Source organism: Dakarella massiliensis, assembly GCF_001182045.1.
GTDB lineage: Bacteria > Pseudomonadota > Gammaproteobacteria > Burkholderiales > Burkholderiaceae_F > Mesosutterella > Mesosutterella massiliensis.
On the sequence record NZ_CVTY01000006.1, the window covers coordinates 559,323 to 585,375 of the forward strand.

The following is a 26,053-nucleotide window of genomic DNA, read 5'->3' on the forward strand; positions in this document are numbered from 1 at the left end:
GTTCAGCCTCGGAGTCTCTTGATCCTCTTCTGTAACGAGATTTTCAAAAACCGTAATGTCACCTCAATCAATAAAGGCCATTGGGAGACTGGACTCCGATATTAGAAAATCAGGATCAGATAGGGGGATAAGAAAAGTTGCCCGCTTCTGCCCCACGGATAAAGGAAAAGCCCGCGGAATCAGCGGGCTTCGGAGATTATTTGTCTGCGGAAACTAACCGGATAGAACTGAGGATCTGGTCTCTCAGCATCTGGTACTTGTTACCCGCCCGCTTCGCTGCCTCGGGATCGCATGACGCCACATAAAATTCCACATCCACGTACTGCGATCCATCCTGATAGATCGCTGAAGTGATGTGCGTGTAGAAAGGCGTATTGTCTCTCGAGAATTGTCCGTCCCACTCGAGAAGGATCACCGGTGTCCGGTCGAAAATGACGACCTTCGAAGAGCCCTTCTTAACGAGCTCGCTTTCAAGCGGTCCGAACCGCTTCCAGATTTCCGGCGTCGATTCGATTGCCTTCAGGTTCCGGTAAATGAAATCGGCAGGGTTGTAGTCATCGTCGACAGGCCGCCTCGCGCCGATCGAGACGACGACGTCCTCATCATTCTTCGTCCAGTAGCCAAGATGCCCCGGAAAACTCATCGGCGTTTCTTCCCAGGAATCCGGGATCAGGATTCGGAATTTTTTCTCCCCCGCGGTATTCCGAAGCGGATATTTGATTTCGTGCGCTGTCCGATGGAACGCGAACTCTTCTTCCGGGTAGTCCGAGAAGGCGGCATCCGATAGTGTCCGGCGGCCCCGGTTTTCCTTCTCGGTTGGACTCTTGGACACCAGGCTGTAGTGCAGCACCACGGCTTTGGCCTGATTCGCGTCCCGGAATCGGAGATTCTTATCCGAGGCTCCGAGCGTTTCCGCGGTGAGCTTCGCGATATCAGCCCGGCTGAGACCGAAGTGTCCGAGATGCGTGATCAGCGCGTTTTCCGCGTCCGGATAGAGCAGATTCCATGTGAGACGCGAGGTATCAACCACGCCCAGCACCCCAACGTCGTTCCTGAATTGCTTCTCCGCCGCCGCGAGCACCTGCTGCCGCTGATAGACATAGGCATACGCTTCTGTCAGATTCATCAGGTCGTTCTGAGTCATTCCGTGGGCCGACACACCCTGGCTCATAAGGGCCGTGGCAGCGCAGCAGAGAGCCAATGCGATTTTCTTCATAGCGAGATAAGCGGGGATCAGGAACCACAGTTCCGGGCCCACTTCAGTTTGAGTTATGAAAACATCATATTGCTATCAATGGTAAACAGCGCTATAGATCGCCAGAAACCCGGGATTCTGGCGAGTTCCCGGTGATTCCCATAACGGTCTTTTTGATCAGCCGTAATGCCATATTCTTTCTCTTTGGAAGGGCTGTCCGCAGGGAAACTTGATTTCAATATATCAATTTCAAGATGTTTTTTTTATGGCTTCAGATTCCACTTGATTTGGGTATATCGAAATCAAGATGAAAAATTCATCGAAACGGGGGAAAACAGGAACATGAATGCCCGAAACAGACTCTTTCAGCTCAAAAACCGGTCCCGGCAGTCTCAAAATTTGCCGGAAAAAACCGGTTTGAAGACGCTTCTTGATTTCAGTATGTGAGAATCAAGAGGGATCTCGCAGCTAAAGGGCCGGGGAGACGGAGAAAAGCGCCGGAATTCCCGGATTTGACCTCAGAAAACTTGCCTGATTTTCTCACGATTGCCTAATAAATAAGCAAAAAGTGTCAAAAATCCCGGGAAAATACCTTTTACGGTCTCAAACTTGATTTCCGTATAAGAAAATCAAACGACAGGGAAATGACGTTCTTTTTCCGGAGTCGCTGGAGTCGGAAAGCGGATGGCTGGCTGTTAAAGACCGCGGAATCTTAACGCCGAAACTTATGGAAATCTTCTTACGGAATGAGCACCCTGCGGTGAAGCCAAAGAGTCTTTGTTTCTTACTGCCAGATAGAGAAACACCGCCCAGCCCCGCAAGGTGTTCAGGACTCGGGGGTGGGCGGTGCAAGGAGCCCACAGCGCGAAAACGCACAAACGCTGTGGGCCAGCAAATTATACTGATTTGCTATCAATTGCCAAACCACGGCGGGGTATTTTTTATTCGTACTGTCCGCCAGGGGGCCAAGGCGGCACGCCGGCCCCCGACCGATTTTCCTGTGGATGCCAAACAGACAGGGAAAAGTCTTCGTTTTCCTCGGAAAATACCGTTTTTCTCCGAAATCTTGATTTCTGTATAAGTAAATCAAGTAAGGGAGAGAAGAGGCGTGGAGGTCGGTTTCCAGGCAAAAATAAACGGACCCGCGCAGGAGAGAGAGCTCGCGGGTCCGTCGGAGAGCAACCAAAGGAGAGAAAAGCCCGCTGCTCATCCGGTGGAGAGAGTCCGGATCTGGCAGCGGTAAATATAAAAACACCTAGCTCCGGGAGCGGCGCACCTATCAAGCCGCTGTTGCTTCCCGGAACAGAGTTAAGGATACGGATCCGAGTACGTAAGTAGTTGAACTTAGATTAAACATTGTGGCGGGAATCCGACTGCCGCGTACGGGCGTCCATGGACGGCTGTGAAGATTGTGTGGGATTGAATTTATTTGATTTATCCGCGCTCTGAAACGAGAATGTCAGAGTACGTATCACTTATTCATTCAACGGACACCCGCCCGAGGTGTTTTTTCACCGTGCTCAGAGCCTCTCTATCCGTCATCAGTCTTTTCGCAGCTCTGATCGCTTTCGGTCCCTATCCCGCCAGCGCGTCAGAGCGCCCCGTCACGATCGGAATACAGGAGTCGCTCGACCCTGATTTCTTTGTGAATACGATGGGGCCGACACTGAGGACACTGAGAGACAAAAATCCCGGCAGGACTTTCCGGACCGAAGTCCTGTCGATGGAAGGGCTGACTGACGCGATCAAAAATCATCAGATTGATTTTTTCATGTCGGACAGCGGGTTCTTCTCCTACCAGGCGCTCGAATCCGGGGCGACGAATGTCGCGGCGAGAAGCGTTTCGGGGATGAACCCCGGTCGCAGCACGAGCGCCGTGGTTTTTGTCCGATCCGATCGGTCTGGTCTCCAGTCGATCGGAGACCTGAAGGGGAAAACTGTCGTCAGTCAGGATCCGAACGATTTCTCTTCCTGGGTGGTTTTCCAGGGGGAAGTCGCGAAAGCGGGGTTTGATCCGGATAAATTCTGGGGGCGGGAGCTTTTTACCCACTATGACTATCCGAATGTGGTTGACGCGGTGCTTTCAGGCGACGCCTATGTCGGCATCCTGAAGGCCTGTGATCTCGAGAAACAGCTCACGCTTCACGCCTTTAAGCCGGACGCATTCCGGGTGATCCGCGAGCAGACAGACAAAAAATCCGCCTGCCGCCGTTCCGCTCCGCTGTACCCGGGGGTCGTATTCGCGGCGCTCCCCTATACCGATCCCGCACTTGTGAAGGCGACCGCGCTCACGCTGCTCGCCGAAAAACCGGCCTATGACGGGACTGTCTGGGCGATCGCGAATGACTCAGCCGCGGTCACGAATCTCTATAAAGTGCTGAAATCCGGCCCATACGCTTACCTGAAGGAAATGAACTGGGAAGCGTTCTGGGAAAAGTACCGGTACGCGGTTTATGTTCTCGCCGCGCTGATTCTCCTCTGGGCAGCTCACACAGTGCGTGTGAACCGGCTGGTGGATATCCGGACGCGGGAACTCCGGGAGTCGATGGCGGAAAAAGAAAGACTCGAAAAAGAGAATCAGATGAAGAGCCAGACGCTCTCACAGCTTGAAAGGGCCGGGACCGTGAGCCAGATGTCGCTGCTCGTCGCGCACGAACTCCGGCAGCCTCTGACCTCTCTCATGAATTTCGCGGGCGGTCTGCGGCTCTACCTCTCGAGGATCAAAGGCGATGATCCGACCGTGACGGAAACCACCCGGGTGATAGAGGAAGAGGCGGTCCGGGCCTCTGATATCGTGGAAAAGGTTCGCCGCTACGCGAAACAGGATCGCCCGCGGCCGGTTCCGGTGACGATTGAGAAACTGGTGAATGAGGCTGTCAGGCTTTTCAGCCGCACCTCAGCTGCGGAGGGGATCCATATCGAGCCGAGCGTAAATCCGGACATCACGGTGCTCGGGGATCCGATGGAACTCGAGCTCGTCCTCGTGAATCTCCTCAAAAACTCAGCCGCCGCGATGCGGGATGAGACGGACAAACGGATCACGATCCGGGTCCTCGATCTTGGGAACGACACGGCCAGTGTTGAAGTCACGGATAACGGGGTTGGCGTGTCCGAGGAAAAACTTCAGTCACTCAGCCGCCCGGTGACGAGTCTCAAACCGGATGGGCTGGGTCTCGGCCTCAGTCTTGCCCGGTCGATTATCGAGCGCCACGGCGGCCATATCGGATTCCGGAGAGAAAAGAGGGGACTCACGGTGACCGTCACCCTTCCCACCATCCACCCGGCCGCAAGAGGGAGCGAGGCATGACAATGGAAAATCTGAACCCGAAACTGAATCCTCTCGTCAGAATTGTGGACGATGATGAGAGGGTCCGGCAGTCTGAAGCGTTTGTGCTGAGGCTCTCCGGCTGGGACGTGAAGGAGTACGAGAGCGCCGAGCGGTTTCTCGAGTCGGATGACAAGGAGCGCTGCGGGTGCCTTGTTCTCGATATCCGGATGCCGGGGCTGAGCGGAATAGAGCTTCAGAAGGAACTGATCCGGCAAGGGCGCACGATCCCGATCCTCTTTCTCACAGGCCACGGTGATCTGGATATGGCAGTTGCCGCGCTGAAACGCGGGGCAGCTGACTTTGTGCAGAAACCGATGCGTTCGGAGACACTCACCGAGTCCGTGAAGCGGCTTGTCGCGTGGCATGAAGCCGTCTGCAGAAAGAGGATTGAAGCGAAAGCCGCGGCTGATAAGCTTCGGACACTCACGCCGAAGGAACTCGAAATCTGCCGCGAGGCCGCATCTGGGCTTCATAACAAAGAGATCGCCGAGAAACTCGGTGTCACCGAACAGACCGTGAAGATTCATCGCTGGAACGCGACCAATAAGCTTGAGGTGAAGAGCGCGGTGGAAATCGCTGAACTCCTTAAAAAAGCGGATGAAGCCGGGAAACCTGAAATTTTCCCGATCACCGGCGGACTGAGTGAGGATGAATGATGGAAATCGCCTCTTCACGGAGAAAATTCATCATGGCGGCCGAAAACGGTCTCCGCGTTCTGGTTCTCGAAAAAGAGGAGCATATCGGCGGGAGCACAAGGATCTCAGGCGGCTTTTATTCCTGCGTCGACCCGGGCCGTCAGAACGCGCTGAGGATCCGGGATTCAGAGCCCTTTTTTCTCAGTCAGGTTCTTCAGAGCGGCGGAGGCCACTCGGACCCGGCGCTTGCCCGGACTCTGGTGTTCGGCGCGACCCCGATGCTCAGGTGGCTTGAGTCCCAGGGGATGAAATTCATGCCTTCTGTCACCGAGGCTTATGGCGCTGAGTGGCCGAGGGCCCATAAACCCCTGATGCCAAACGGCGAAGGCTATATCCGGACGCTCAGTAACCGGGCGTCCGCTCTTGGCGCGGAAATCAGGACGGGGACCGCCGCGGTGGCACTTCTTCAGTCTGACGGCCGAGTAACCGGGGTCAGGGTGAACGACCGAGGCACTCTCAGAAATCTGAACGCGAAAAAGGGCGTGATTCTCTCGAGCGGCGGCTTCGGCGCCAACCGGGAAATGATTCACCGCTTTGCGCCTAAATACGATGGGCTCACCACGAATGCCGCGCCGGGATCTACCGGAGAAATGATTCTCGAAGCGGAAAAAATCGGTTCCTCCCTCACCGACATGGATCGGATTCTCTGCAACCCCGGAGCCCCCGAGGGAAGGACGCACCACGCCCGTTTCCACATGATCGTGGATCAATTTATTCTGGTGAATCATCAGGGGAGGCGTTTTATCCGGGAGGACGCGCATCGGAATCAGCTGACAGACGCCGTGCTTAAGCTTCCTGAGCGGTACGCGTACACCGTGATCGACGATCGGGCATTCCGGAATCTCAGCATCCTCATGCAGAAAGAGGCGACGCTCGCGATTGAGACGGGGGACGCCTGGTGCGCGGACACGGTTCCGGAACTCGCCTCGCTCATGGGACTCCCGAAGGGAAATCTCGCACGGACCGTGGAGCAGTACAACCGCTCCGTCAAAACACGTCAGGATCCCCTCGGAAAAGCGGCTTCCGCGCTGAAATCCCCGATTCTGAAGCCTCCGTTCTGGGGGTGCTACGCCGGCATGTCAACGCTTTACACGCTTGGGGGCGTGAGGATTTCACCTCAGGCCCGCGTCCTTACAGCGTTGGGAAAGCCTATCCCGGGACTCTGGGCCGCGGGCGAAGTCACGGGCGGGGTTCATGGCGTTAACCGTCTGGGAGGCTGCGGAATTCCGGATGGATTGGTTTTCGGGCGGATCGCGGGGCTGGATGCGGCAGGGATAAAGTCCTGATTTTCACGCATCTAAAACTTTTGTTTAAGGATTTTCAGACGCCGCGAAACTAGATTTTCTCTATAGAGCAAGGAACTCGAAAAACAGTTCCTCTATTCACTAAGGAGAGAATCATGACCGTTAGTATCAACCGCCGGAATCTGCTTGGAGCCTCTATTACCGCGGGTCTCGCCGCCGCGGCCCCTGCCGCTTTTGCCCACCCGGCAGCAAAGATGCCCGCCAAATGGGATGAAACCTTTGATGTGGTCGTTATAGGCTCAGGATTCGCCGGACTCTCAGCCGCGATTGAAGCAAAGACCGCGGGCGCGAATGTCGTGGTGTTTGATCAGATGCCGATTCCGGGCGGAAACTCCATCCTTTCAGCGGGCGGCTTCGCGGCTCCGGAGAACGACATGCAGAAGAAAGCCGGCATTCAGGACAGCCCGGAACTCCTTCTCAAAGACATGCTGAGAGCAGGCGGCAACCTGAATCAGGTGCAGTGCGCGAAGGTCGTGGCTTACGGCGCTTATGACTCGTACCGGTGGGCGACGGATTTCATCGGTGTGAAGTGGGACCGTCTCGGTTTCCAGGGCGGTCACTCCGTTGCCCGTTCCTGCAGTTTTAAGAATGGCACCGGAGCTGACATCATCGGGCCGATGCTCGATAAGTGCAAAGAACTGGGGATTCCGGTCCGGCTCCGAACCAAGATGACCAATATCGTGACGGACGATAAGGGCGCGGTGCTTGGGGTTGAGATTCTCAAAAACTTCCGGTTCCCGAACCAGAAGTCCGGCAAACCCGCTGCGGTCCGCGCGCTCCGCGGCGTGGTGCTCGGCGGCGGCGGATTCTCCCAGAACATCAAGATGCGCATGATGCAGGACCCGCGGCTCACGTCGGAACTGGGTTCCACCAATCAGCCTGGTGCTGACGGCGCGGCCCTTCAGGCCGCCGAACGGATCGGCGCCGGTACGACGCTGATGGATTGGATTCAGCTCGGCCCCTGGACGAGCCCGGACGAAGTAGGTTTCGGTGAATGCCCGAAATTTGTCGAGGCGTCTGTTGGCTACGGTCTCATGGTGGATCCGCAGACCGGGAAGCGTTTCGTCCAGGAAACCGGCAACCGCAAGGTCCGCGCGGACGCCATCATCGCGACCGGTCACCCCTCGATCATCATGATTTCGGAAAAGAACATGAAGAAGCATGTGCCGCAGAGCACGGTGGACGCGGGTGTCAAGAATGGCTCGATCAAGCGGCTCGAGGGGCTAGACGCGGTGGCTGCCGCCTATAAGATCGATCCCGCGGCACTGAAGGCTACAGTCGCACGTTGGAATCAGGCGATCCAGAACCGGGCTGATCCGGATTTCCACGCCATGATCTTTAAGGACGCGGAGCCGAACGAAGGCGTGTTTTACGCCTGCCGCCTCTGGCCTCGGGTGCACTACTGCATGGGAGGTCTGACCGTGACCCCGAAGGCCGAAGTGATTGACACTGACTTCAATATCATCCCGGGTCTCTTCGCTGCGGGTGAAATCTGCGGCGGTGTCCACGGCATGGTGAGACTCGGAACGGTGTCCATCGCGGACTGCGTCGTGTATGGCAGGGTCGCCGGAAAGAGCGCCGCGGCGCACCGGGCCTAGATCTAGGTTCCTCGCGAGAGCATGAGCGTTCGGGGAGATATGCCCGGAAGCGACACAGTTTCATGCCTCTCGTAGCAGAAACTGCCGGCGACCCCTCTCCTCAGCCGGCAGAGCGGTAATGAAATCGCCCCAGAGCGCTGAAGCCCTGGGGCGGTTCCATTTTTGTCATCCGGCTCCGTCTCCGAGAGGCCGGTGGTTCCTTCCGTCCGGCCGGCAAGAGTTTCAGGGGGACAGCCGAATCGGAGGAACGTTCTTAGGCGTGTTCCAGCGCCATTTCGTCCGGAACCTCATGGTCCGACGCGAAAAAGCGGTAGATCGCCTGTTCGACAGAGTGTTCACAGTACTTCTTCAGGCCGCGGGGTCCGCGGGAAGGGGAAGTTCTGTTCGGCAGCTCCGGGAGCGGGCGGTAGTCGCCCGCAGCCAGCCGATAAAACTCCATCTCAAGCCGGAGGTTATTTTTTGTTTTCATTTTTATGACATCAAAAGCTTGTTCAAAGCATCGGGGGCAGTCTGCCACAGGTTTCTTAAATTTGCGAGACTATTTTGAGACGGCTTATTTTTATGAGAACGATAAAAAAAGATACAGGGCTTTTTTCAGTCGTTTAAATGGTTTGACGTGATTAATAAACCTTTTGGGTAGTACTAGGTAGATATAGCTTGAGTCCTTTGCAAGTTATGTTGGATATTCAAAAAGAGAATAACGAAAAGCGTTTCTCAGATCGCCCGAGTGACTGAAATCTGATCCCGCTGGCCTTCAAATTCTGACAGCTTCCCCGGGTTTCCTGCCCTTATTTGTCAACCTGAAATAGTTAACTGAAATTAACTCATCTATTTTTGAAATTACGGAAAAGTTACTAGCTCTCCGATTTCCCTGTTGCCGGAAGGCAACAGAATTCTGTATTTATTTGCGAAATCGGAAGCGACACGAAATAATGAGTAAAGATTCCATAATTACCGTAATCCTTACTTCGGTCCATCTGTCAACTTGAAGAACAACCAAAAATAAACAGGTGAGGCGAAAAAGTCAGAATCCATCCCTCTCAGCAATTCCCCTTGAAGGGCAGTTTCTGACCCGAGGTGAGTCTTTAATCCGGCTCAACACACCATTGGACGAGTATTCACCATGAAGCAGAGAAAAACCTATGCCCTGAAGGGGACGAAGGCGGCGGCAGCGGTCGCCGCGGCGCTTTTCGCGATCGGCGCGGCGCACGCGTCGGAAGTCACGTATACCCAGATAGGCACATCGATCAACGCCGCCGGGACTGACGCGGTCGTGTCTTATACCGATCAGACGGATACCGCTGCGGTCGGATCCCTCGCGCCGGTTGAGGCAGGATCAGACACGGACGCCGCGACAGGCATCACGCTGACCCTTAACTCCCTCACGGTCACGAATACCGTGTCCGCCGCGAGCTCTGGAATCAGTCCTTACGGCATTTCGTCCGCGAACAGTCTCACCGGGACGTCGACTGGCTCGACAACGGGAGGCGTTCACCTCGCGGTGGCGGGAGATGTGAATGTGACGACAGTCGGGGATTCGCTCGTCACGGGGTCAAACAACAATATTGACGGCACGATCGGCGGGAATCTGACGGTGCGTTCGACTGAAGGGGGCGCCGCGATCCTCGGGAGCGCCGGAACGACGGATCGGTACGTGTACCGGGGCGTCGACCTCACGCTCTCAGGCGGCACCGTGTCGATCACGGCGGATAAGGGCTACGGCATTGAAACGAATGCCGCTTCAGCGATTGTTCAGATCGCCGGGGCCGGGACCACGACAGTCACGTCAAGCAGCACTTTCGCTATTCGCGCGGACAGCGGCATCGTGAATCTTTATGGTACGGGGGAAGACCACGACGGCGGCACGGTGACGGCTGAGAGTCTTCAATCCGCTGCCGCGGCAATCATGTCGGATTCGGATGGCACTGTCACGATTGACGCTGGCAGCGTGACCGTGAAAGACACCGCCGCTTCGTCCGCCGCGATTAAAGTCACCGGTCACGGGCTGGTTAGCCTGAAAGCGAACGATGCTTCGGGCACCGGAGTTCAGGTGCTCAATAATTCCGACTCTCCGACGATTTACGCGTCAGACGAAGGCAGCGTCGTTATTCGGGCGGACGGCGCCCCAATTCAGGTGATCAACCAATCCGGCGGCCAAGTGATTCTCTCTGATAATGCCGATCCTTCGACCGGCGTCACGATTAACGGGGATCTCCAAGCATCAAGCGTCCAGGTGGTTGGGAACGTGACAGCCAGCAATGATTCCCGCGTCGCCATTCACGAAAGCGGAGCGGGTTCCTACCTGAAAGCGAATAAGATCACGGCATCCGATAGCTGGGTATACCTGGTGCTGACGGGAGACGCTGCGTACACGTCGCAGACCGGCGGCACGTCAGAAGTCTCGGTGGACGGAACAGGAGGCCGTTTCCTCCTTCAGGAGCAGGATACGGCGTCGAGTCTCGCGGGTATCAGCCTGACCTCGGGAGCAGGAGCCATAGTGATGCTCTCCGGCACGTCGACCCTCACCGGGAACGTGACCGAGTCAGGCTCGGGGACCCAGCTGCAGGCTGACTTCGGGACCGGCACCGCGTGGACAGGCGACCTCTCGGCGTCGGACGGCGCGTTGGCGACTGTGACGCTCGCCGGCACCTGGACCGGTTCCTCAACGCTTTCAGGCGGCACCGCGGATCTCATGTTCACGGACCCCGCGGGTATCTGGAAAGCGGAGAAGAACGGCGTCGGCCGCCGCAGCTATCGGCTGACGATCCTGAAGTAAACACTTTCAGTTTTACATGTCAGATCCGTCCTGATTGATCGTCAGGGCGGATTTTTTGCGTCTCTGTCACCCGCGGTTCAGGAGAAAAAGCGAGCTGTTCTGAAGCATCCCCCTGTCTTCCCCCTTCAAAAGAAACGGTATTGCGATCCAGGGACAGTATTGACGAGGAACTCTGATTCATCCGTCATCAAAAATGCTACTTTTATTTCAGGAGACAAAGATTCCGAAGTTCCGGAAACCGCTGATAAATCAGGATGGTTACCGGATACCCGGAAAGGAGATGATCTGATGGCAGAGACAGAAGAAAGTGTCACAGCCCCCGTGGCCGAAGTGACTGAACCCAAGGCGCCCGAAACGCCGGAAGTGCTGGATGAAGAAGGGGACGACGAAGACGAGGATGACGGCTTCGTAGAGGATGACGAGGAAGAGGGGATCAGTGAAGAAGAAAAGGAAGAAACCGCGCATAAAATCGAGAAATTTGTGACGGATGAAATTCCCTCCCTTCGCGAATTCATCGTCAGCGACTGGAATGAATCCGGAAAATATAAGTCCGTCCTGGATCCCGATCCGGAAAAGCCTCTCCTCTTCGTGAACGACGAGGAAAAGAAAGCGTTCATTCCGTTCTGCGAGGAGCGTCTTCACCGCGTTCCTCTCGGGTATAGCGGGGAGTGCGGCCCCACCGAAGAGCTGCTCTGTCTCGCGATTGACCGCCTGAATGGACACGCGTGGGAAAGCTGCATGTGTTTTGGAGACTGCTACGTGATCTCCGCGGACGGGAGCCCCACGATCAGTTACTGCGAAGGCTCAGACAACCTGCTGGGTCACTGGGGCATCAGTTACGGCGCAGTCGCTGAAGAAATCCGGGACGCGCCTCTCGTGAAGGGCGATACCGTCTATTGGTTCTGATCGCGAGAATCCCGTATCCGTTCGGTGAAACTGACCGGACGGCTTTTTTCTGGGCGGAGAGCAAGGCAGTAAATGAGACCGAATGCCTGACAATCGTTCATTCGTATGGAAACACTGAAAACCATCGGCATGGTAATTTTTATCGTCGCGGTTCTTGGCTTTGGACTTGTATCAGACTCGGTCTCTTTTGGGTCGCCTCCGCCGCGAGCCTCATCGCGGTCCCCATCATCGCCGTGGTTTTCGTCCTGAGTCTCATATTCGGAAGGAAAGAGTAGATGGCGCGAATACTGCTGAAGAGGCGCCTTGCCCGCTATATCGCGACCGATCTCGCCGGCGTAGCGGTTGGTTTCCTCTTAGCGCTGATTCTTTGATCGGGCGAACAGCTGTTTCAGGGCCACGCGGACATGTCTGCGGCCCTGAAACGTTTCGGCGGGGACTCTATCTCCGGAGAGACAGCGGGAGGGGGAGAGTGACTTTAGGGAAGTCTGATCCCCAGGATTACCAACCCGTATGCGTCGTGTTCCCGAAACCGTCAGAAAAGGAATTGGAATGGATGGAACGGTTCCCCACGCGGCCTGATGTCGTGGTGTTGCCAAATACGTCACTATAGGAATTCGTGTTCACGGAGCTGTCCCCGATACGGCCGGTCGTCGTGGTGTTGCCAAACCCGTCACTGTAGGAATTCGTGTTCACGGAGCTACCTCCGACACGGCCGGTCGTTGTGGTGTTGCCAAACCCGTCACTATAAGAATTCGTGTTCACGGAACTATCCCCGATACGGCCTGTAGTCGTGGTGTTCCCGAAGCCGTCGCTGTAGGAATGCGTACTCACATAGTCGCCGTTCTGGTTATAACCGCTGCAGTTGGTGTTGCCGAATCCATCGCTGTAGCAGTTAACGCCTGCGAGGGCACTGCCGCTAAAGCAGAAAGCTGAAGCTAAAACCAGAATAACTTTTTTCATGGGATGGACTCCGTGTGTGTTTTATGAATAAAAACCATTACTGCAGTATAACGATTTTCTAACCCCACCCCCGATGCGGCTAATCAAAGGCTTCGCGGGGCGGCATTCAGTCAAAAAAGGAAACTCTGATGAGCAGGAACACATTTGAGGACGCGGCAGCCAAAGCGATTCAGTTCCGGGACGACCGGGAGTGGAAGCCGTTCCATAACCCGAAGGATCTCGCGATCTCGGTGTCGCTTGAAGCCTCGGAGCTCCTCGAGCTTTTCCAGTGGTCCGGAGCGGACCTTGAAGCCGCCGGGAAGAAGCCTCAGATGGCGGAAGAACTCGCGGACGTCATGATTTACTGCATCTATATGGCGGACGCCCTCCATATCGACATACCGGACGCGATCCTGAAAAAGATTGAAAAGAACGCGGCGAAGTACCCGGTCGATAAGGCGAAGGGAAATTCAAAGAAATACACGGAGCTCTGAAAATCTCCCCCGTTCTTACCGCCACTGAATCCCCCTCTCATGTGCCTAAAGAAGTTCGCGAACTTATTCCCTGACCTTTATCTCTGTTCATAATCACTAATATCTAATACTTTTGTATTGGATATAGGGCTTATTTGATAGAATTGTTGGCGGATTGTTAAGCCGGTCTGCCTTAAGACCGGCAAACAGAGGAGAGCAATATGAAATTTCATTTCTCCGCCGCCGCAACTCTTGTGATGTCTGTTGCCGCAGCGTATTCGATGGCAGCCACGGCGGCTGTCACTGACGGTGTGTACGAAGGCGAAGCTCACGGACGCAACGCCCCGGTCAAGGTTTCCGTTACGGTTAAGGACGGCAAGATCGCGGACGTCAAAGTGATCGACCAGAAGGAAACAAAGGGCATTTCCGACGCCGCCCTGAAGAACATCCCGAAGGAAATCGTTGAGAGCCAGAGCACGAAGGTCGACGTGGTGAGCGGCGCCTCTCTCACCTCCAAAGCCATTATCGGCGCGACCGCGGCGTCTCTCGCTAAGGCTGGCGCCACGCAGAAAGACTTCGCGAAGAAAGTGCCGCATAAGTCACTCGCCGGCAGTCCCGCGAAAGAAGTGGATACGGATATTCTCGTGATCGGCGGCGGCAACGCCGGCATCACGGCTGCGGTTCGCGGTGTGCTGCAGGGAAAGAAAGTGATCCTCATTGAGAAGCGTGCCGCGGTCGGCGGGGTGTCCGCCCTGAACCACGGCGGCTTTGTCGCGCTCGGTACACGCTATCAGCGTGAAGTGATGAAGGAAACGAAGGATTCACCGGAACTCCTCTATAAAGATATGCTGCGAAGCGGCCGTAACCTCAACGACCCGGTTGTCGCCCACATGGTGACGCAGATGACCGGCAAAGTCGGTGACTGGCTGATTGATGATCTCAAGTTCCCGTACGGCGCCGCCTGGGTGAAGTTCCCGGACCACAGCGCGGATCGTCAGATTTCCATCAAAGGCAACTCGGTCAAGTACCAGCAGCTGATGCTCGATATCTATAAGAAGCACGGCGGCGTCATCATGACCGATATGCGCGCGAATAAGTTCATGACGAAGGGTCACGGCGTAGTGGGTGTCAAGGCAAACGGTCTGTATGGCCAGCCTTATACCTTCAAGGCGAAGTCTTTCGTCCTCGCCTCCGGCGGCTTCGGCGCGAACCGCAATAATTTCAAGGATAAGAAGGCCCACGTCCTCTTCTATGGTCTGCCGACCGAAACGGGTGACGGTCTCCGTATGGGCCGCGAAATCGGCGCCGATACGCTGAATCTCGAACTCGCGACGACGTACCCGAACGGCGTGGAAGTCCAGCCCGGCCGCTCGATTGATACGACGGGTTCGTCAAGCTTCGCCGTGAAGAAGAACGCAATCTTCGTGGACGCTACCGGTAAGCGCGTGATTAACGAAAACGCGTCGCTTGCCGCACTTGCTCAGGCGACTCTGAGGGCTCCGGGTCACCTCCTTTATCTCGTGATGGATAAGCAGGGCTATGACACGTATGTCAAGAAAGCGATTGATGATCATACGTTCACGAGCCCCGCGGTCTTTGAGTCCTGGAAGACGCTGATCAATAACGGCCGTCCGGCTCACTGCGAGGGGACACTCGAAGCCTGCGCGAAGACGATGGGCATCAATCCGAAGGGGCTGCTCGCTCAGGTCGCTCAGTGGAACAGCGAAGTGAAGGCCGGCAAGGACACGCAGTTCGGCCGCACGAATCTGCACGCGATCGGTGAGGGTCCGTACCACATCATCGAACAGAAGGCCCGCTATCAGACGACGCTTGGCGGTCTCCGCGCCAACGCCCAGTTGCAGATCGTGGATAAGAGCGGCAAGCCCTTCAAGAATCTGTACGGCGCCGGCTGTGTGGTCGGCGGCGCGAACGGCGCGCATCCGCTCCCTGCCATGATGAACACCTGGGCAATCGTCTCAGGTTACGTGGCTGGTGACAATGCCGTCAAGAACGCCAGCAAGTAATTTCGGATTACCCTGACATAATCTCCGCTCCGGACACCGAAGCGGAGATTTTTTTGTTTGGGGAAGGGGCCCGCTGGGGCATCTGCCTGAAATCGGAGATGCGGTTTGCTGCGGAAATTCCTGCGGAGGTATGACAAAGAAAAGAGCCGCTTTTCAGCGGCTCGTCTGTGTTCCAGTGATGGGTAAGGCTGATTTAATCGTCAGTCTTTTCTGGCTTCGCCTTCTCCTCCGTCTTGGCGCTCTTATCGGCAGAGTCGTCGGAGGCGGGGCGAGGGCGATGCGCGCCAATAGCCCAGGCGCTGCCGCCCCAGGCCATCATGCTTTTCTGCAGCTCTTCAAGTTCTTCAGGGGTCGCTTTTCTTGTGGCCATACCTGTTCTCCCAATCCCTCATCAAGGGAACGTAAGGATTTCAATATCGCTGTAAAACCGCACAGCCATTCTGGCAATAGAGAAGGAAACCGTCAAGGGATCCCGCTGTAGGAGTTATAAAAAATTGACATATAAAAATGAATTTATCCGTTTTATTCCAAGCGTTTCCGTATCTCTTTGATTGATTAAACGGGTACTGATTCGCAAGATTCCGCCTTGGTAATCCCTGTAGGGTGCGTGAATAGATCAAAGGAGAACATCGACTTGGGAGGGATGAACTTACTGACTGACGCTGATGAAGGGTAAGAAGAGATTCAATATGATTAAAAAATGAACCTATTTTTTCTTGTTCTGAAAGATTTAAGGGAAAAGAAGTCGCTACTTTACCGATTTCTTCTTTATTGATTTTCAGAGGTATTGCAGTCAGAAGCGATCTTGCTTTGAGCCCCTTTTGGAAGTTCTTTGAAGCAATAGAGTTGCAAAGAAAATCTGAATTTATGTGCTTTGGCTTTAATAACGCCAAACTCACATAAAATGCATATTTTTCATCAGATTTAATAACCTTTGCAGTTCCAATATCACCTATGCGAGTCATCAAAATATCTCCCTTTTGTGGGAATATTTTGAAATCACGAATAAAATCAGCTTCTGAGATATATTTTTCAGACTCAAGCGTTGCTATGTTCTCAACTGAAAGGAACCTTACCCCACTTGAAGTGTACTTTGGGGTTTGATGAACACCATCATAAACATCAGCGATTTCATTAAGTTTCCGCTGTTCCCAAGTGTTTGCAAATCTAAACGCTTTCCCCCTTTTCCCAGAAAAGGTTGGCTGAAAAATTCGGTCGGTTCAAGGGGGTACAGATTTCATTGCACCTCGTGAGGTACAGATTCCATTGCGTTTTTCTACGAAGCCGATGGGATAAGCAGCACAAACGCCACTAGTCTTGATACTTTCCTCACCTTATCTGATAACCTCGATAGATCGAAATAAGAAGACGATTATGAGCAAAATCACATTTGAAGAAGCGGCAGCGAAGGCAATCGAATTCCGGAACGACCGGGACTGGAAGCAGTTCCATAATCCCAAGGATCTCGCGATCTCGGTTTTTCTGGAAGCCTCGGAACTCCTTGAGCTCTTCCAGTGGTCCGGCGCTGATCTCGAGGCCGCCCGGAAGAAGCCTGAAATGACGGAAGAGCTAGCGGATGTGATGATCTACTGCATCTATATGGCGGACGCCCTCAATATCGACATTCCGGAAGCGATCCGGAACAAGATTGATAAGAACGCGGCGAAATACCCGGTCGAAAAGGCAAAGGGCAACTCAAAGAAGTACACGGAACTCTAAATCCGGTCTTCATTCACCCTTCATAGCGTCTCTGAATTCCCTCCTGGTGAGCCGCACACCGGAAGTGGGAGCAGGGCGGCCGGAGTTCGTAACGGAAAAAAATTTTTAAGCCTGACGGAGCAAAAGATACTGCATACAAAAAGCCGGTCCTAAATGGATCGGCTTTAAATCGGGGTTCAGGAACAATCAGTTATAACTACCTGTTGGACGTGTCTCCAAAGGCATCTGTGTGAGCGGTACTGTTTAATTTTTTCTTCCCAATGTGCCCGGTTGTGCTGACATCTCCAAAGGCATCTTTATGGGCGGTGGTATTTACCTGACTATTCCCAATATGGCCAGTTGTGCTGACATCACCGAAAGCATCTGTGTGGGCGGTGGTATTTACTTGGCTATTCCCGATATGCCCGGTTGTGTTGACATCGCCGAAGGCATCTGTGTGAGCTGTGGTGTTTACTTTACTATTCCCAATATGCCCAGTTGTGGTGACATCTCCAAAGGCATCTTTGTGAGAGGTGGTGTTGACATAATTTCCATCCTTGTCATATCCGGTACAGTTCACGTCGCCAAACGCATCAGTATGACAGGTAACTTCCGCGATAGCACTTGTGCTGAAACAGAGTGCCGCAGCTAAAACCATCACAAATTTATCCATTTGAAAGCCCCATATCTAGCTATAGCAGGAAATCATTTCTGTTACTTTTCAAAGTATAGCCTTCAAACGTGTTTAAAAAAGAGTTGTGAAATAAGTGGATTCATTTCATTACTTTAAGTTTTCGTATATATAGATTTCATTACGTTCTGAGGCGCAATTTGTAATGTCAAATAAGAACCGTCTCGTCGCAAAGGAAGAAGCTGGGTGGACTCTTTTCTCGTGACGACAGTAGCTAAATCTGCATTGCCACTGTCACTAACGGCACCTGGAACCGCTTTTACGCTGTGAGTAGAAGGGCCGAGATGCAATAAAGCGGAGAACCACAAACAAGGATGCTGCGCCTGACAGATCCAATTCCTTAATGTCTGACACTTCCTGCCCAAAGTTCTTTTTGGATCGTTTCTGATCGTCACTCAGCCCCTTCACCCGCATTCTCAAACGTCAGTCCTGAGGAAAATCCATGGACGCTTCCCAGACTGCCCGGATCCCCAAACCTGACTTTTAGCGTTCCGTTCCAGGATCCAGCTTTCAGGATTTTTCAGATCTTTCAGAATTTATGCAGATATAAATCTGTAAATTTAACTTTGCATAGAAAACAGAGATCGATTTAAAACGGCTCAAATTTTGAGGTACGAGCCCTTGACCACCAAATCGGATTCAATTTGATGGCTCTCGGGGTCATTTTTCCGCCCTTTTTTCTCCAAGAATAGGATAATATAATGTCGATTATATTATTCAATCCGTGAGGGCGGTTTATAAAAAGTCCGTTTTCAGGCTCTTCTAACGCCTTCCGGTGCTTCCAGTACCCCAAAAACGGATCCTATTTTTCCTATAATTCAAAAATAGAATCCTTTTTTCGATGCCTGTCATCCCGTTTTTCTGAATTAAGGTATACAAAATTATGGAAAGTGAAGTCCTCGATCCGGTACAGAATGAGCTCATCATTCGCCATAATTCTGACGCTCCTGAAGTGAACCCTGCTATGGCGTTTATCGCCACTCTGCATGGTGGTACTTCCCGCTACACGATGACAAGCAAACTGAACGTAATCGCGCACTGGGCCGGAGCAAAAGACCTCCGTTTTCTCAACTGGTCCGCGATGCGGTACGAACACGTGCTCGCCTTTATCACCGCGATGCAGCAGCCAGACGAAAACGGGAAGCCCCGGATGAGCCCCCGCTCGATCAACTGCTACCTCTCCGCGTTCAAGGGCGTCGCGAACCAGGCGTTCCTTCTGAAACAGATGGACGCGGAGACGCTCGCCCGAATTAAGCTCGTGAAATCCATACGGTTTCTGCGCCTCGCGGCCGGCCGCGCGATCACGGAGGATGAGTCTGAGGCGCTCCTCGACGCTACCCAGATTGAGATGAACCCGATCACGATCCGTGATCACGCTATTCTCTGCCTGCTTCTTGGCTGCGGGATGCGCCGAGCGGAGGTCTCCGCGATCAAACTGAAGGGCGTGAACCTCGCGGATAGCTCCATCCGCTTTATCGGCAAAGGCGATAAGGAGCGAGAAGTGTTTCTGATCCCGGAAGTGAAGGACGCTCTTGCCCGATGGCTCGATGTCCGCGGAAAAGAAGGGGAATTTGTCTTTGGGAAGTTCTTCAAGGGCTGGAAATTTGACCCGAGCGCGCCGCTTACCCCGCACGCCGTGGGGCATGTCGTCCAGGAGTACCGGATCCGGGCGGGGCTTGAGGATATCACGACGCATGACCTCCGCCGTACGTTCGCGACCCGGCTTCTCGACAGGAAAGTTGATATCTCGACCATGAAAGATATGATGGGCCACGCAAGCATCACCACCACCGCGCTCTATGACCGCCGAGGCCGCAAAGCCCAGCGGGAGGCGGCAAAGAAGGTGAAGCTCTGAGCTGACGGACGCTCTGGGATAGGCATCCCACAGAAATAGGAAAGCCCGCTGAACCAGGCACTATGGGGGCTCGTAATCCTGGTCGCGGGCTTTCAGCTGATTCCTCGAGCCCTTGTGTCAGTTCAACCCCCCATTTGGATCGATCGCAACCGACCCCACCCGAATCACGGCTCTAAAAATCAGCCTTACTTTTTTTATTTTATAACCACTGACTATCCCCTGCCAGACCAAAACACGGGGTGGTCCTGCGAAACAGCTGTTGATTTTTGCACTCATCCTAAGCACAAAACACAATGGTCACGGCTGGCTCATATCTGCCGCAGATAATCATTTAATTATCCATTTTTATACATTTTTTATTTCTCTAGAGTGCTTTTTCTCTCTTTCCATCACTTGCTGTTTTCTATTTTTTAAACTTAAAAATCACTATTTCAGGGACCGTTTTCTGGCTGGCTTTCCCTCTAAAACCATAACGACATCGGCGATCCTCAAAGCCATCCTTCCTCCTCGCTCATCGGCATCCAGAAGGTTCGGTTCCACTCTCTGAAGCTCTCCAGAGAATTCAGACCATTTACCGTATGGAATAACGGTATTTCCAGCATTGATATCAATCTTTAAATTACCAAGATAAATTGATCTTTAAAGATAACTTCAAAAAATTTAAGCGACACTAATTTATCCCTGATAAATAGCCAGTAAAAATAGATAGAAAACTACATCACAGAGATAAATTTATGTATCACTTTAAAGAAAAAGAGGATTCGAAAAATCTCAAAAAATAAGCCCGGAAATCGATTTTTTTCGATTCCGGGCGGACGCGATTTGTATTATAGGATTCTATTTTATGTTTAAGGGAGCGTCTGATCGGAGAAAACCGCGCGGAACGATCCCAATTATGAACCGATGCGTGACCTGACCCCGGAATCCGCGGTAGTTTTGGTCCGGATTCCAGGGGTTCGCGGCCGGAAAGGCCTTTTTTGCCTCGCGCCAGTACTGGAGTTTGGGCGGAGGGACGCCTTTTGAGTCATGAGCGGCGATCCAGAACCGCCCCTCATGCGTCACCGTGTCGCGGGGAATGGCGAAATTGAGCTTGCAGACCATAAGAAGCGCGTTCCGCCAGACGGAAAGCCCTTCTACTTCCTTATTGATCGGGAAGAAGACGTGCTCTGTCCCCTCTTTCGCGGCTTCAGGGAGAAACGCGAGGAAAGAATCCGTCTCAATCGTCTTCCGATGCCGCCCTTCCCTCGTAAACACGTCGATCCGCTGTTTCATCCAGGGGTCAGCCGTGGAGCTCTGCAGCACATAGATAAAGCGGCCGTCGGTTGTGAGCCCCGACACAAAGCGTCTCGGGCGTTCATCGCGGAAAAGAATCGTGAGGACGGGTTTGGCGCTGTCGGGGTGAGTGAGGAGTTCAAGGCGCTTAAAGACGCTAATACGTCCCTGGACGAACCCCAGCAGGTATTCCCCATCCGGCGACAGCCCCACCTGGTGAAAGTCGCTCTTCGGGGTCCGGGTTACCCGGAAGTCCGACTCCCTGGTATCGCTTCCGCGCCACAGGATCCGCGTGACGCCGTTCCCCGCGGGGGAATCGGCTGAGGGGCCTTTCGTCGTGTAGATCACCGTCCGCCCCTCTTCCCGCACGGCCTGGCAGCCCTGCCCGTGCCCGAGACCGAGGAAAGCGGCGCTCGCCACCGGAGACAGCTGATCCGTGTCCGTCTCAATCCGGAACGCCGGCCGTTTATCAGGGAATTGAGGGAACGCGTATTCCGACACCCGGACAACGGACTTATCGCTCCAGCCGGGGTTCCGGACGTTTTGGGAGAGGAAGACAGAGCCTCCGCAAACCGACATGTCCTGGACCCCGACCTTCTCCACCGCGTATTTCAGGTCGCCGAAGAACATCTGATCGAGGATTTCTGAATCCGCCGGCGTCGTGAGTGCCACCTCGTGCCCGGTGTCAAAGGTGAGAATTCCCGGTCCATAGAGACGGGAGAGATCCACGCGGCTATCAATCCGGTACATCCCCTCCGGCACATAGACCCGATCGTGGGTTTTCAGCGCATCGAGAAACGCGGCCGTGACATCCCGGGAACCATCGGTGGCGGGAACATTAACCGCGTATTTTTCACTTCCGGGCGTTGTTTCAGCGCGGGCGTCGGTACCCGCCAGTAATCCGGCTGAGCAGGCAAACAGCATTCGGCGGCTGATCATTTTTTCCTTTCGTCCGGGAAAAAGGCGAGCTCTAGTGTTGATGAGTTCTCCGCTTTGGCGGGCTGTTTTTAGAAGCAAAGAAGAGGCACCAAAAGCCCCTTCAGACTGCCCCGAAGTGTAAGCGCGCCGGGGGAAAACGGGGTTCACGCTTTCACGGAGACGGAAGCTTGAGCGGAGTCTTTTGCCCCGCGCTTTAGTCTCAACCCGAATCCCCCCGCCCGGTGACAGAAGATGGAATTCCCCTCTGTCAGGCATTACGCCGCTTTGACGGACGCGAGAAACGCCTTCTGGTGGTTTTCGCCCCATTTATAGAGGCCGTCGAGCGACGGGATCAGCTGTTTCCCGAGGTCCGTCAGCCGATAGGTGACGGAGGGCGGCACCGTGCCCGCGGACTCCCGGATCACGAGACCGTCCGCCTCCAGCTCCTTCAGGGAGCGCGTGAGCATGGTGTTTGTCACCCCATGGATCCGACGCCGCATTTCGTTGTAGTGCAGCTCATCCTCCTGCGTGAGATTCCAGAGGATCGGGATCTTCCACTTCGAACCGATCAGATCCATCGCGTAGACAATCGGGCATTTCTCAAAAATTTGGTCTTTGTACTGGGGCATTCTGAGATTTTTTCTAAGGAACAAAAATGTACGTACTTGTACAAATGTATCCGTGATCATAAACTTCACGGCACCAAAAATAAAAGAGGTTTTGAGGATGGAAAAGGTGACAGACCCCGCGGAGCTTTGCGGGATGCGGTTAAAGAATCATCTGGTCCGGTCAGCGACGTGGTTTGGTCTCTGCAGGCCCGATGGAACGCTGCTCCCGGAGATGTATGAGCGGTACGAAACACTTGCCGCGGGCGGTGTCGGAATGATCATCACGGAGCTCACCGATGTGTCGGAATGGAATAACGCGATCGGGGACAACATGCGGCTCTACAGCGACCGGCTGATTCCGGACTATCAGAAGCTTGTCTCGATCGCTCACCGGTACGGAGCCGTGATACTCCCGGAACTCAACATGTATCTCTACGTGTCGAGCGCCGCGCCTCACCGGGTGATTGAGGTGAATAGCCTCTCGATTGACGACATCGCGGATATCCGGCGGCTCTTCGTGGACGCCGCGGTCCGGTCTTACCGCTGCGGGTTTGATGGGGTGCAGCTCCACCTCGCCTACGGCTGGCTCCTCTACCGCTTTCTCAGCCCCTGGTTCAACCGGAGGCGGGACGCCTATGGCGGCAGTGTCGAAAACCGCGCCCGGATCGTGACCGAAATCATTCATGGGATCAAGGAGCGGCTCCCGGGGTACCCGGTCTCCGCGAAATTCAGTTTCTACGTGAACCGATCCCTCACGGATTACGACACCGAGAATTGCGTCGCGATCTGTGATTTTCTCTATCAGAATGGGCTCGACTTCATCGAGGTGCTCGGTGACCACTCGGGGCTTGAGCATGGGAACCATCACCCGTCCTGCTACCAGGATCTCGCGATCGCGGTGCGGCAGCAGAGCGACATCCCCCTCATTCTCACGGGATGCAATTCCGACCCAGGTGTGATGAACGCGCTTCTCAACGATCACGGCATTCCGTTTTTCGGAATCAGCCGTGGACTGATCCGGGAACCCGATCTCCCGAACCGCTGAGCCGCGGGTGACGCGGCTCCGGGGCACTGCATTCACTGCGACGGGTGCTATCAGACCCTCGCGCATCACTGCAGATTTGTTTATTAAAAGGAAAACACGATGAAAAAAGTGAAAATCACGGTCGTCAAGTGCGGCTGGAATCAGGAACTCGTCGACAAATACGCGACGCCGGGGCTGAAACCCTGTGACTACAACACCGAAGGCATGACCTTCATCTCAAACGGCTGGCAGAAGCCCGCCGGGCTCTGCGACAACGCCTGGAAGTCGATGATGGAGTATGTCTTCGCGCTCTCGCACGGCGCGGAGAACTTCTACGACGGAGAACTCAAAAACCGGAACGCCTTTGTCGCGTCCTGTAACGACGGCTTCCGCCCGGTGAGTTTCCTCATCGAAGCGATGGATGAAGACGCTGATCAGATGTTTGAGTAAGAGGAAAGGAAGAGGCTCGCAGCCATGAAAGAAATCAATATTGGGAAAGCCACGGTTCTCACGTCCCCGGAACCCCTGATGCTCGTCTGCACGAAGAAAGAGAACGGAGCCCTCAATATGGCCCCGGTGTCGTTCTTCATGTATTCGTCCTTCAACCCCCCGATGCTCGCGTTCGCCATGCTGCGGACGGCAAACTCGGGCGAAAACTTCCGCCGAACGAAGAAAGCGATTATCGCGGCCCCGGGCGTAACCCTCCGGGACGCGGTGAAAGCGTTCGGCACTTCAACCGGCGCGAAGGTCGATAAGCTTGAGAAAATGCCGATCGCGCTCCAGCGTGTGGAAGGGTCGGATATCGAGATTCCGGAAGACACCCGCGTCGCGCTCCTCGTGACCCTCCGCGAGACGATTGAATCCGGCGACCACTTCCTCTATCTCTGCGATATTGAGAGGATTTTTGGGGACGACTCGAAAGAAGCGCTCTTCGCCTGGGACGGCTATGCGACCGTGACGCCGGCAAAACGAGCCTAACCATTCCCCTGGGTTTGACCGAAGAGACCGTGAGCCGCCAAGCGGCCCGCGGTCTTTTCGTTTCACTATATAGAGAGCGTGTCAGCCAATCAGTATGAGCTGGCCCGCTTTCCGCAGGGCTTTACTTCAGCGGGAAGCCGCGCCCCTTCAGCATCGCGGTCATGTTTTCACGGCCATCCATATAGTCAAGGCTCGTCGCGCCGTTCACGACTTCAAAGGTCCAGGACTTCAATTTCATCCCGTTCGCCTCACGGTACGCGCGGAAGTTCCGCTCTTAGGTTTCAACCGCTCCCTTCAGATCGATCGGGCCGTAGCCATTCTTAAACGCCACGGCGTTCTGCGGGAGACGGGGACGGACGAGCGTCTGCACGCCATCCGCCGGCCACCCGACGAGAAGCCCGGCCACCACAAAGCTTTGTTCCGGGAGGTGAAGCAGGTCGCAAAGCGCCGTTTCCTCGTCCCGCAGCGCCCCGATATAGACGGTTCCGAGATCGAGAGACTCGGCGGATACGCCTGAGGATTGAAGAACCTCAGGCCTTATCGCTCGCCCCCAGACGGTCGAGAAGCACATAGAAGCAAAGCGAAATCGCGGCGAGCACTCCGCAGAGCGCGGTGGCTTCATCAAAGTCGCCCCGGCCCACGGCGTTAAAGATCTCAAGTGACACCGTTGCGGTGCGATCTTCAATGTTGCCGCCGAGCATCATTGTGATCCCGACTTCTCCGATCGCCCTGCCGGCTGCGAGGATAAACGCGGCGGCGAGCGGCTTACGGACGAGCGGCACGGTGATCAATAAGAAGCGCTTGAGGGGCGAAAGACCGCAGAGAGCGGCGGCCGCCTCCAGGTCCCGGAGTTTCGCGTCCGAAAACGCGGCTTTAAGCGGCCGGACAACAAGCGGAATGCCGGCTACAAAGGCCGCGAGAATCACGGCTTCCGGAGTAAAGAGCACCCGGATCCCCCACTCCGTTTTAAGCCAGCTGCCAATCCACCCGTTCTGCCCGAGGAGCACCATGAGAAGGTACCCGAGCGCGATCGGGGGGAAGATGAGCGGGAGTGTCGTCACAAACCCCACGAGTTTCGTGAGAACGTTCTGCTGCCGAGCGAGCCAGAAGGCGATGGGAATGGAAACCAGGGCATGCAGCGCGAGACTCCAGAAAAGCGCGTTACCGGTGAGCCACAAGGGGCCGGTGAGGGACTCCCAGAGGTCGGGGGAGAGGAAGATCGAAAGCCACTCAGGCATGGTTCCCCTCCTCCTTCAGGAATCCGCAGGACTCCAACACCGACCGGGTGTCCCCGGTCGCGGCGATCTTTCCCTTAGATAGCCCAATCGCTTTTTGAGACACCCGAAGCGCCTCAGCCGGGGAATGCGTGATCATAAGGACCGGAACGTCGATCAGCGTCGGAAGCGCCGCGATTTGTTCGAGGAGCCTTGCCTTCCTGGGGGGATGCAGCGACGCAAGCGCCTCATCGAGAATCAGTAAGGAATCCGCCGCCATCACGCCCCGAGCAAGCGACACACGCTGGGATTCGCCGCCTGAAAGCGTTCCCGGCTTCCGGTCGAGGAACGGCGTGATTTCAAAAAATCGGGCGACATCGTCCAGCGCCACGCGCGCCTTCCGGCCGCCCCACTTTTCGGCGAGCGTCAGGTTCCCGCGGACCGTGAGGTGCGGGAAAAGCCGGTGATCCTGGAACACCATGGAGACGCCGCGTCGGTGCGGCGGGAGGACAAAGCGCCTGTGCGTATCCACGATCGGCTGCGTTCCGAGCCCCAGG

The 26,053-nt window shown here is 54.8% G+C and carries 24 protein-coding genes; 13 read left to right on the plus strand and 11 right to left on the minus strand.

The window, feature by feature from the left end:
• Positions 1 to 196: 196 nt before the first annotated feature.
• On the minus strand, positions 197 to 1,258 hold the full coding sequence (locus BN1936_RS06295) for a hypothetical protein (protein ID WP_148521195.1): 1,062 nt from the start codon (positions 1,256 to 1,258) through the stop codon (positions 197 to 199).
• A gap of 1,453 nt (positions 1,259 to 2,711) precedes the next feature.
• Here BN1936_RS06295 and BN1936_RS06300 point away from each other — a divergent pair.
• The 4 genes from BN1936_RS06300 to BN1936_RS06315 all read left to right on the plus strand — a co-directional run bounded on the left by BN1936_RS06300 (position 2,712) and on the right by BN1936_RS06315 (position 8,120).
• Entirely contained in the window at positions 2,712 to 4,502 is a 1,791-nt protein-coding gene (locus BN1936_RS06300; protein ID WP_187367754.1) for a sensor histidine kinase, read from the plus strand.
• Positions 4,499 to 5,179, plus strand: a complete 681-nt coding sequence (locus BN1936_RS06305) for a response regulator transcription factor (RefSeq protein ID WP_049686915.1) — start codon at positions 4,499 to 4,501, stop codon at positions 5,177 to 5,179. Before BN1936_RS06300 ends, BN1936_RS06305 begins: the two co-directional genes overlap by 4 nt.
• Before the next feature lie 32 nt (positions 5,180 to 5,211).
• Positions 5,212 to 6,504 carry an FAD-dependent oxidoreductase gene (locus tag BN1936_RS06310; RefSeq protein ID WP_232422074.1) on the plus strand — a complete coding sequence of 431 codons (1,293 nt, stop codon included), beginning with the start codon at positions 5,212 to 5,214 and terminating at the stop codon, positions 6,502 to 6,504.
• Between the two features lie 113 nt (positions 6,505 to 6,617).
• Positions 6,618 to 8,120: a flavocytochrome c gene (locus BN1936_RS06315; protein WP_049686916.1), complete on the plus strand. Its 1,503-nt coding sequence runs from the start codon at positions 6,618 to 6,620 to the stop codon at positions 8,118 to 8,120.
• A gap of 253 nt (positions 8,121 to 8,373) precedes the next feature.
• Here the strand turns inward: BN1936_RS06315 and BN1936_RS06320 are convergent, their stop codons facing one another.
• Entirely contained in the window at positions 8,374 to 8,589 is a 216-nt protein-coding gene (locus tag BN1936_RS06320; protein ID WP_022444102.1) for a hypothetical protein, read from the minus strand.
• A 654-nt stretch (positions 8,590 to 9,243) separates the two neighbouring features.
• On the opposite strand from BN1936_RS06320, the gene BN1936_RS06325 reads away from it, so the two are divergent.
• On the plus strand, positions 9,244 to 10,896 hold the full coding sequence (locus BN1936_RS06325; RefSeq protein ID WP_049686917.1) for a beta strand repeat-containing protein: 1,653 nt from the start codon (positions 9,244 to 9,246) through the stop codon (positions 10,894 to 10,896).
• 288 nt (positions 10,897 to 11,184) lie between these two features.
• The gene (locus BN1936_RS06330) at positions 11,185 to 11,802 is read left to right on the plus strand and encodes a hypothetical protein (protein WP_049686918.1); all 618 of its coding nucleotides are present in this window, start codon (positions 11,185 to 11,187) and stop codon (positions 11,800 to 11,802) included.
• Positions 11,803 to 12,300: 498 nt separating this feature from the next.
• Here BN1936_RS06330 and BN1936_RS06340 read toward each other — a convergent pair whose 3' ends face one another.
• Positions 12,301 to 12,762 carry a hypothetical protein gene (locus BN1936_RS06340; protein ID WP_022444098.1) on the minus strand — a complete coding sequence of 154 codons (462 nt, stop codon included), beginning with the start codon at positions 12,760 to 12,762 and terminating at the stop codon, positions 12,301 to 12,303.
• Positions 12,763 to 12,890: 128 nt separating this feature from the next.
• Between BN1936_RS06340 and BN1936_RS06345 the strand changes: the two genes are divergently transcribed.
• Both BN1936_RS06345 and BN1936_RS06350 read left to right on the plus strand, forming a co-directional pair.
• Positions 12,891 to 13,235: a nucleotide pyrophosphohydrolase gene (locus BN1936_RS06345; protein ID WP_022444097.1), complete on the plus strand. Its 345-nt coding sequence runs from the start codon at positions 12,891 to 12,893 to the stop codon at positions 13,233 to 13,235.
• 200 nt (positions 13,236 to 13,435) lie between these two features.
• A complete protein-coding gene (locus BN1936_RS06350; RefSeq protein ID WP_049686920.1) occupies positions 13,436 to 15,238 on the plus strand; it encodes an FAD-dependent oxidoreductase in 1,803 nt (600 codons plus the stop codon).
• A 193-nt stretch (positions 15,239 to 15,431) separates the two neighbouring features.
• Here BN1936_RS06350 and BN1936_RS11470 read toward each other — a convergent pair whose 3' ends face one another.
• Positions 15,432 to 15,608, minus strand: a complete 177-nt coding sequence (locus tag BN1936_RS11470) for a hypothetical protein (protein ID WP_022444095.1) — start codon at positions 15,606 to 15,608, stop codon at positions 15,432 to 15,434.
• 40 nt (positions 15,609 to 15,648) lie between these two features.
• Positions 15,649 to 16,449 carry a restriction endonuclease subunit S gene (locus BN1936_RS11305; protein ID WP_082164497.1) on the minus strand — a complete coding sequence of 267 codons (801 nt, stop codon included), beginning with the start codon at positions 16,447 to 16,449 and terminating at the stop codon, positions 15,649 to 15,651.
• 163 nt (positions 16,450 to 16,612) lie between these two features.
• Between BN1936_RS11305 and BN1936_RS06355 the strand changes: the two genes are divergently transcribed.
• A complete protein-coding gene (locus BN1936_RS06355) occupies positions 16,613 to 16,957 on the plus strand; it encodes a nucleotide pyrophosphohydrolase (protein ID WP_049686921.1) in 345 nt (114 codons plus the stop codon).
• 196 nt (positions 16,958 to 17,153) lie between these two features.
• Here the strand turns inward: BN1936_RS06355 and BN1936_RS06360 are convergent, their stop codons facing one another.
• On the minus strand, positions 17,154 to 17,609 hold the full coding sequence (locus BN1936_RS06360; protein WP_049686922.1) for a hypothetical protein: 456 nt from the start codon (positions 17,607 to 17,609) through the stop codon (positions 17,154 to 17,156).
• Positions 17,610 to 18,510: 901 nt separating this feature from the next.
• Between BN1936_RS06360 and BN1936_RS06365 the strand changes: the two genes are divergently transcribed.
• Complete coding sequence (locus tag BN1936_RS06365) at positions 18,511 to 19,482, plus strand: tyrosine-type recombinase/integrase (RefSeq protein WP_049686923.1); 972 nt, start codon at positions 18,511 to 18,513, stop codon at positions 19,480 to 19,482.
• Between the two features lie 837 nt (positions 19,483 to 20,319).
• On the opposite strand, the gene BN1936_RS06370 is transcribed toward BN1936_RS06365, so the two are convergent.
• Together BN1936_RS06370 and BN1936_RS06375 are read right to left on the minus strand one after the other, a co-directional pair.
• The gene (locus BN1936_RS06370) at positions 20,320 to 21,693 is read right to left on the minus strand and encodes a hypothetical protein (protein WP_022444090.1); all 1,374 of its coding nucleotides are present in this window, start codon (positions 21,691 to 21,693) and stop codon (positions 20,320 to 20,322) included.
• 254 nt (positions 21,694 to 21,947) lie between these two features.
• Positions 21,948 to 22,301 (minus strand): winged helix-turn-helix transcriptional regulator, encoded by a 354-nt coding sequence (locus BN1936_RS06375; RefSeq protein ID WP_022444089.1) that lies wholly within the window; start codon positions 22,299 to 22,301, stop codon positions 21,948 to 21,950.
• A gap of 97 nt (positions 22,302 to 22,398) precedes the next feature.
• Between BN1936_RS06375 and BN1936_RS06380 the strand changes: the two genes are divergently transcribed.
• The 3 genes from BN1936_RS06380 (at position 22,399) to BN1936_RS06390 (ending at position 24,282) form a co-directional block, all read left to right on the plus strand.
• Positions 22,399 to 23,325, plus strand: a complete 927-nt coding sequence (locus BN1936_RS06380) for an NADH:flavin oxidoreductase (RefSeq protein WP_049686924.1) — start codon at positions 22,399 to 22,401, stop codon at positions 23,323 to 23,325.
• A 99-nt stretch (positions 23,326 to 23,424) separates the two neighbouring features.
• Complete coding sequence (locus BN1936_RS06385; protein ID WP_022444087.1) at positions 23,425 to 23,754, plus strand: TIGR04076 family protein; 330 nt, start codon at positions 23,425 to 23,427, stop codon at positions 23,752 to 23,754.
• Between the two features lie 24 nt (positions 23,755 to 23,778).
• Entirely contained in the window at positions 23,779 to 24,282 is a 504-nt protein-coding gene (locus BN1936_RS06390) for a flavin reductase family protein (RefSeq protein ID WP_022444086.1), read from the plus strand.
• Between the two features lie 274 nt (positions 24,283 to 24,556).
• Here the strand turns inward: BN1936_RS06390 and BN1936_RS06395 are convergent, their stop codons facing one another.
• The 3 genes from BN1936_RS06395 to BN1936_RS06405 all read right to left on the minus strand — a co-directional run.
• Positions 24,557 to 24,853 carry a nitroreductase family protein gene (locus BN1936_RS06395; RefSeq protein WP_022444084.1) on the minus strand — a complete coding sequence of 99 codons (297 nt, stop codon included), beginning with the start codon at positions 24,851 to 24,853 and terminating at the stop codon, positions 24,557 to 24,559.
• Positions 24,813 to 25,520, minus strand: a complete 708-nt coding sequence (locus BN1936_RS06400) for a molybdate ABC transporter permease subunit (RefSeq protein ID WP_022444083.1) — start codon at positions 25,518 to 25,520, stop codon at positions 24,813 to 24,815. Before BN1936_RS06400 ends, BN1936_RS06395 begins: the two co-directional genes overlap by 41 nt.
• On the minus strand, positions 25,513 to 26,053 hold a 541-nt coding region (locus BN1936_RS06405; RefSeq protein ID WP_049686925.1), incomplete at its 5' end, for an ATP-binding cassette domain-containing protein. The genes BN1936_RS06405 and BN1936_RS06400, both read right to left, overlap by 8 nt.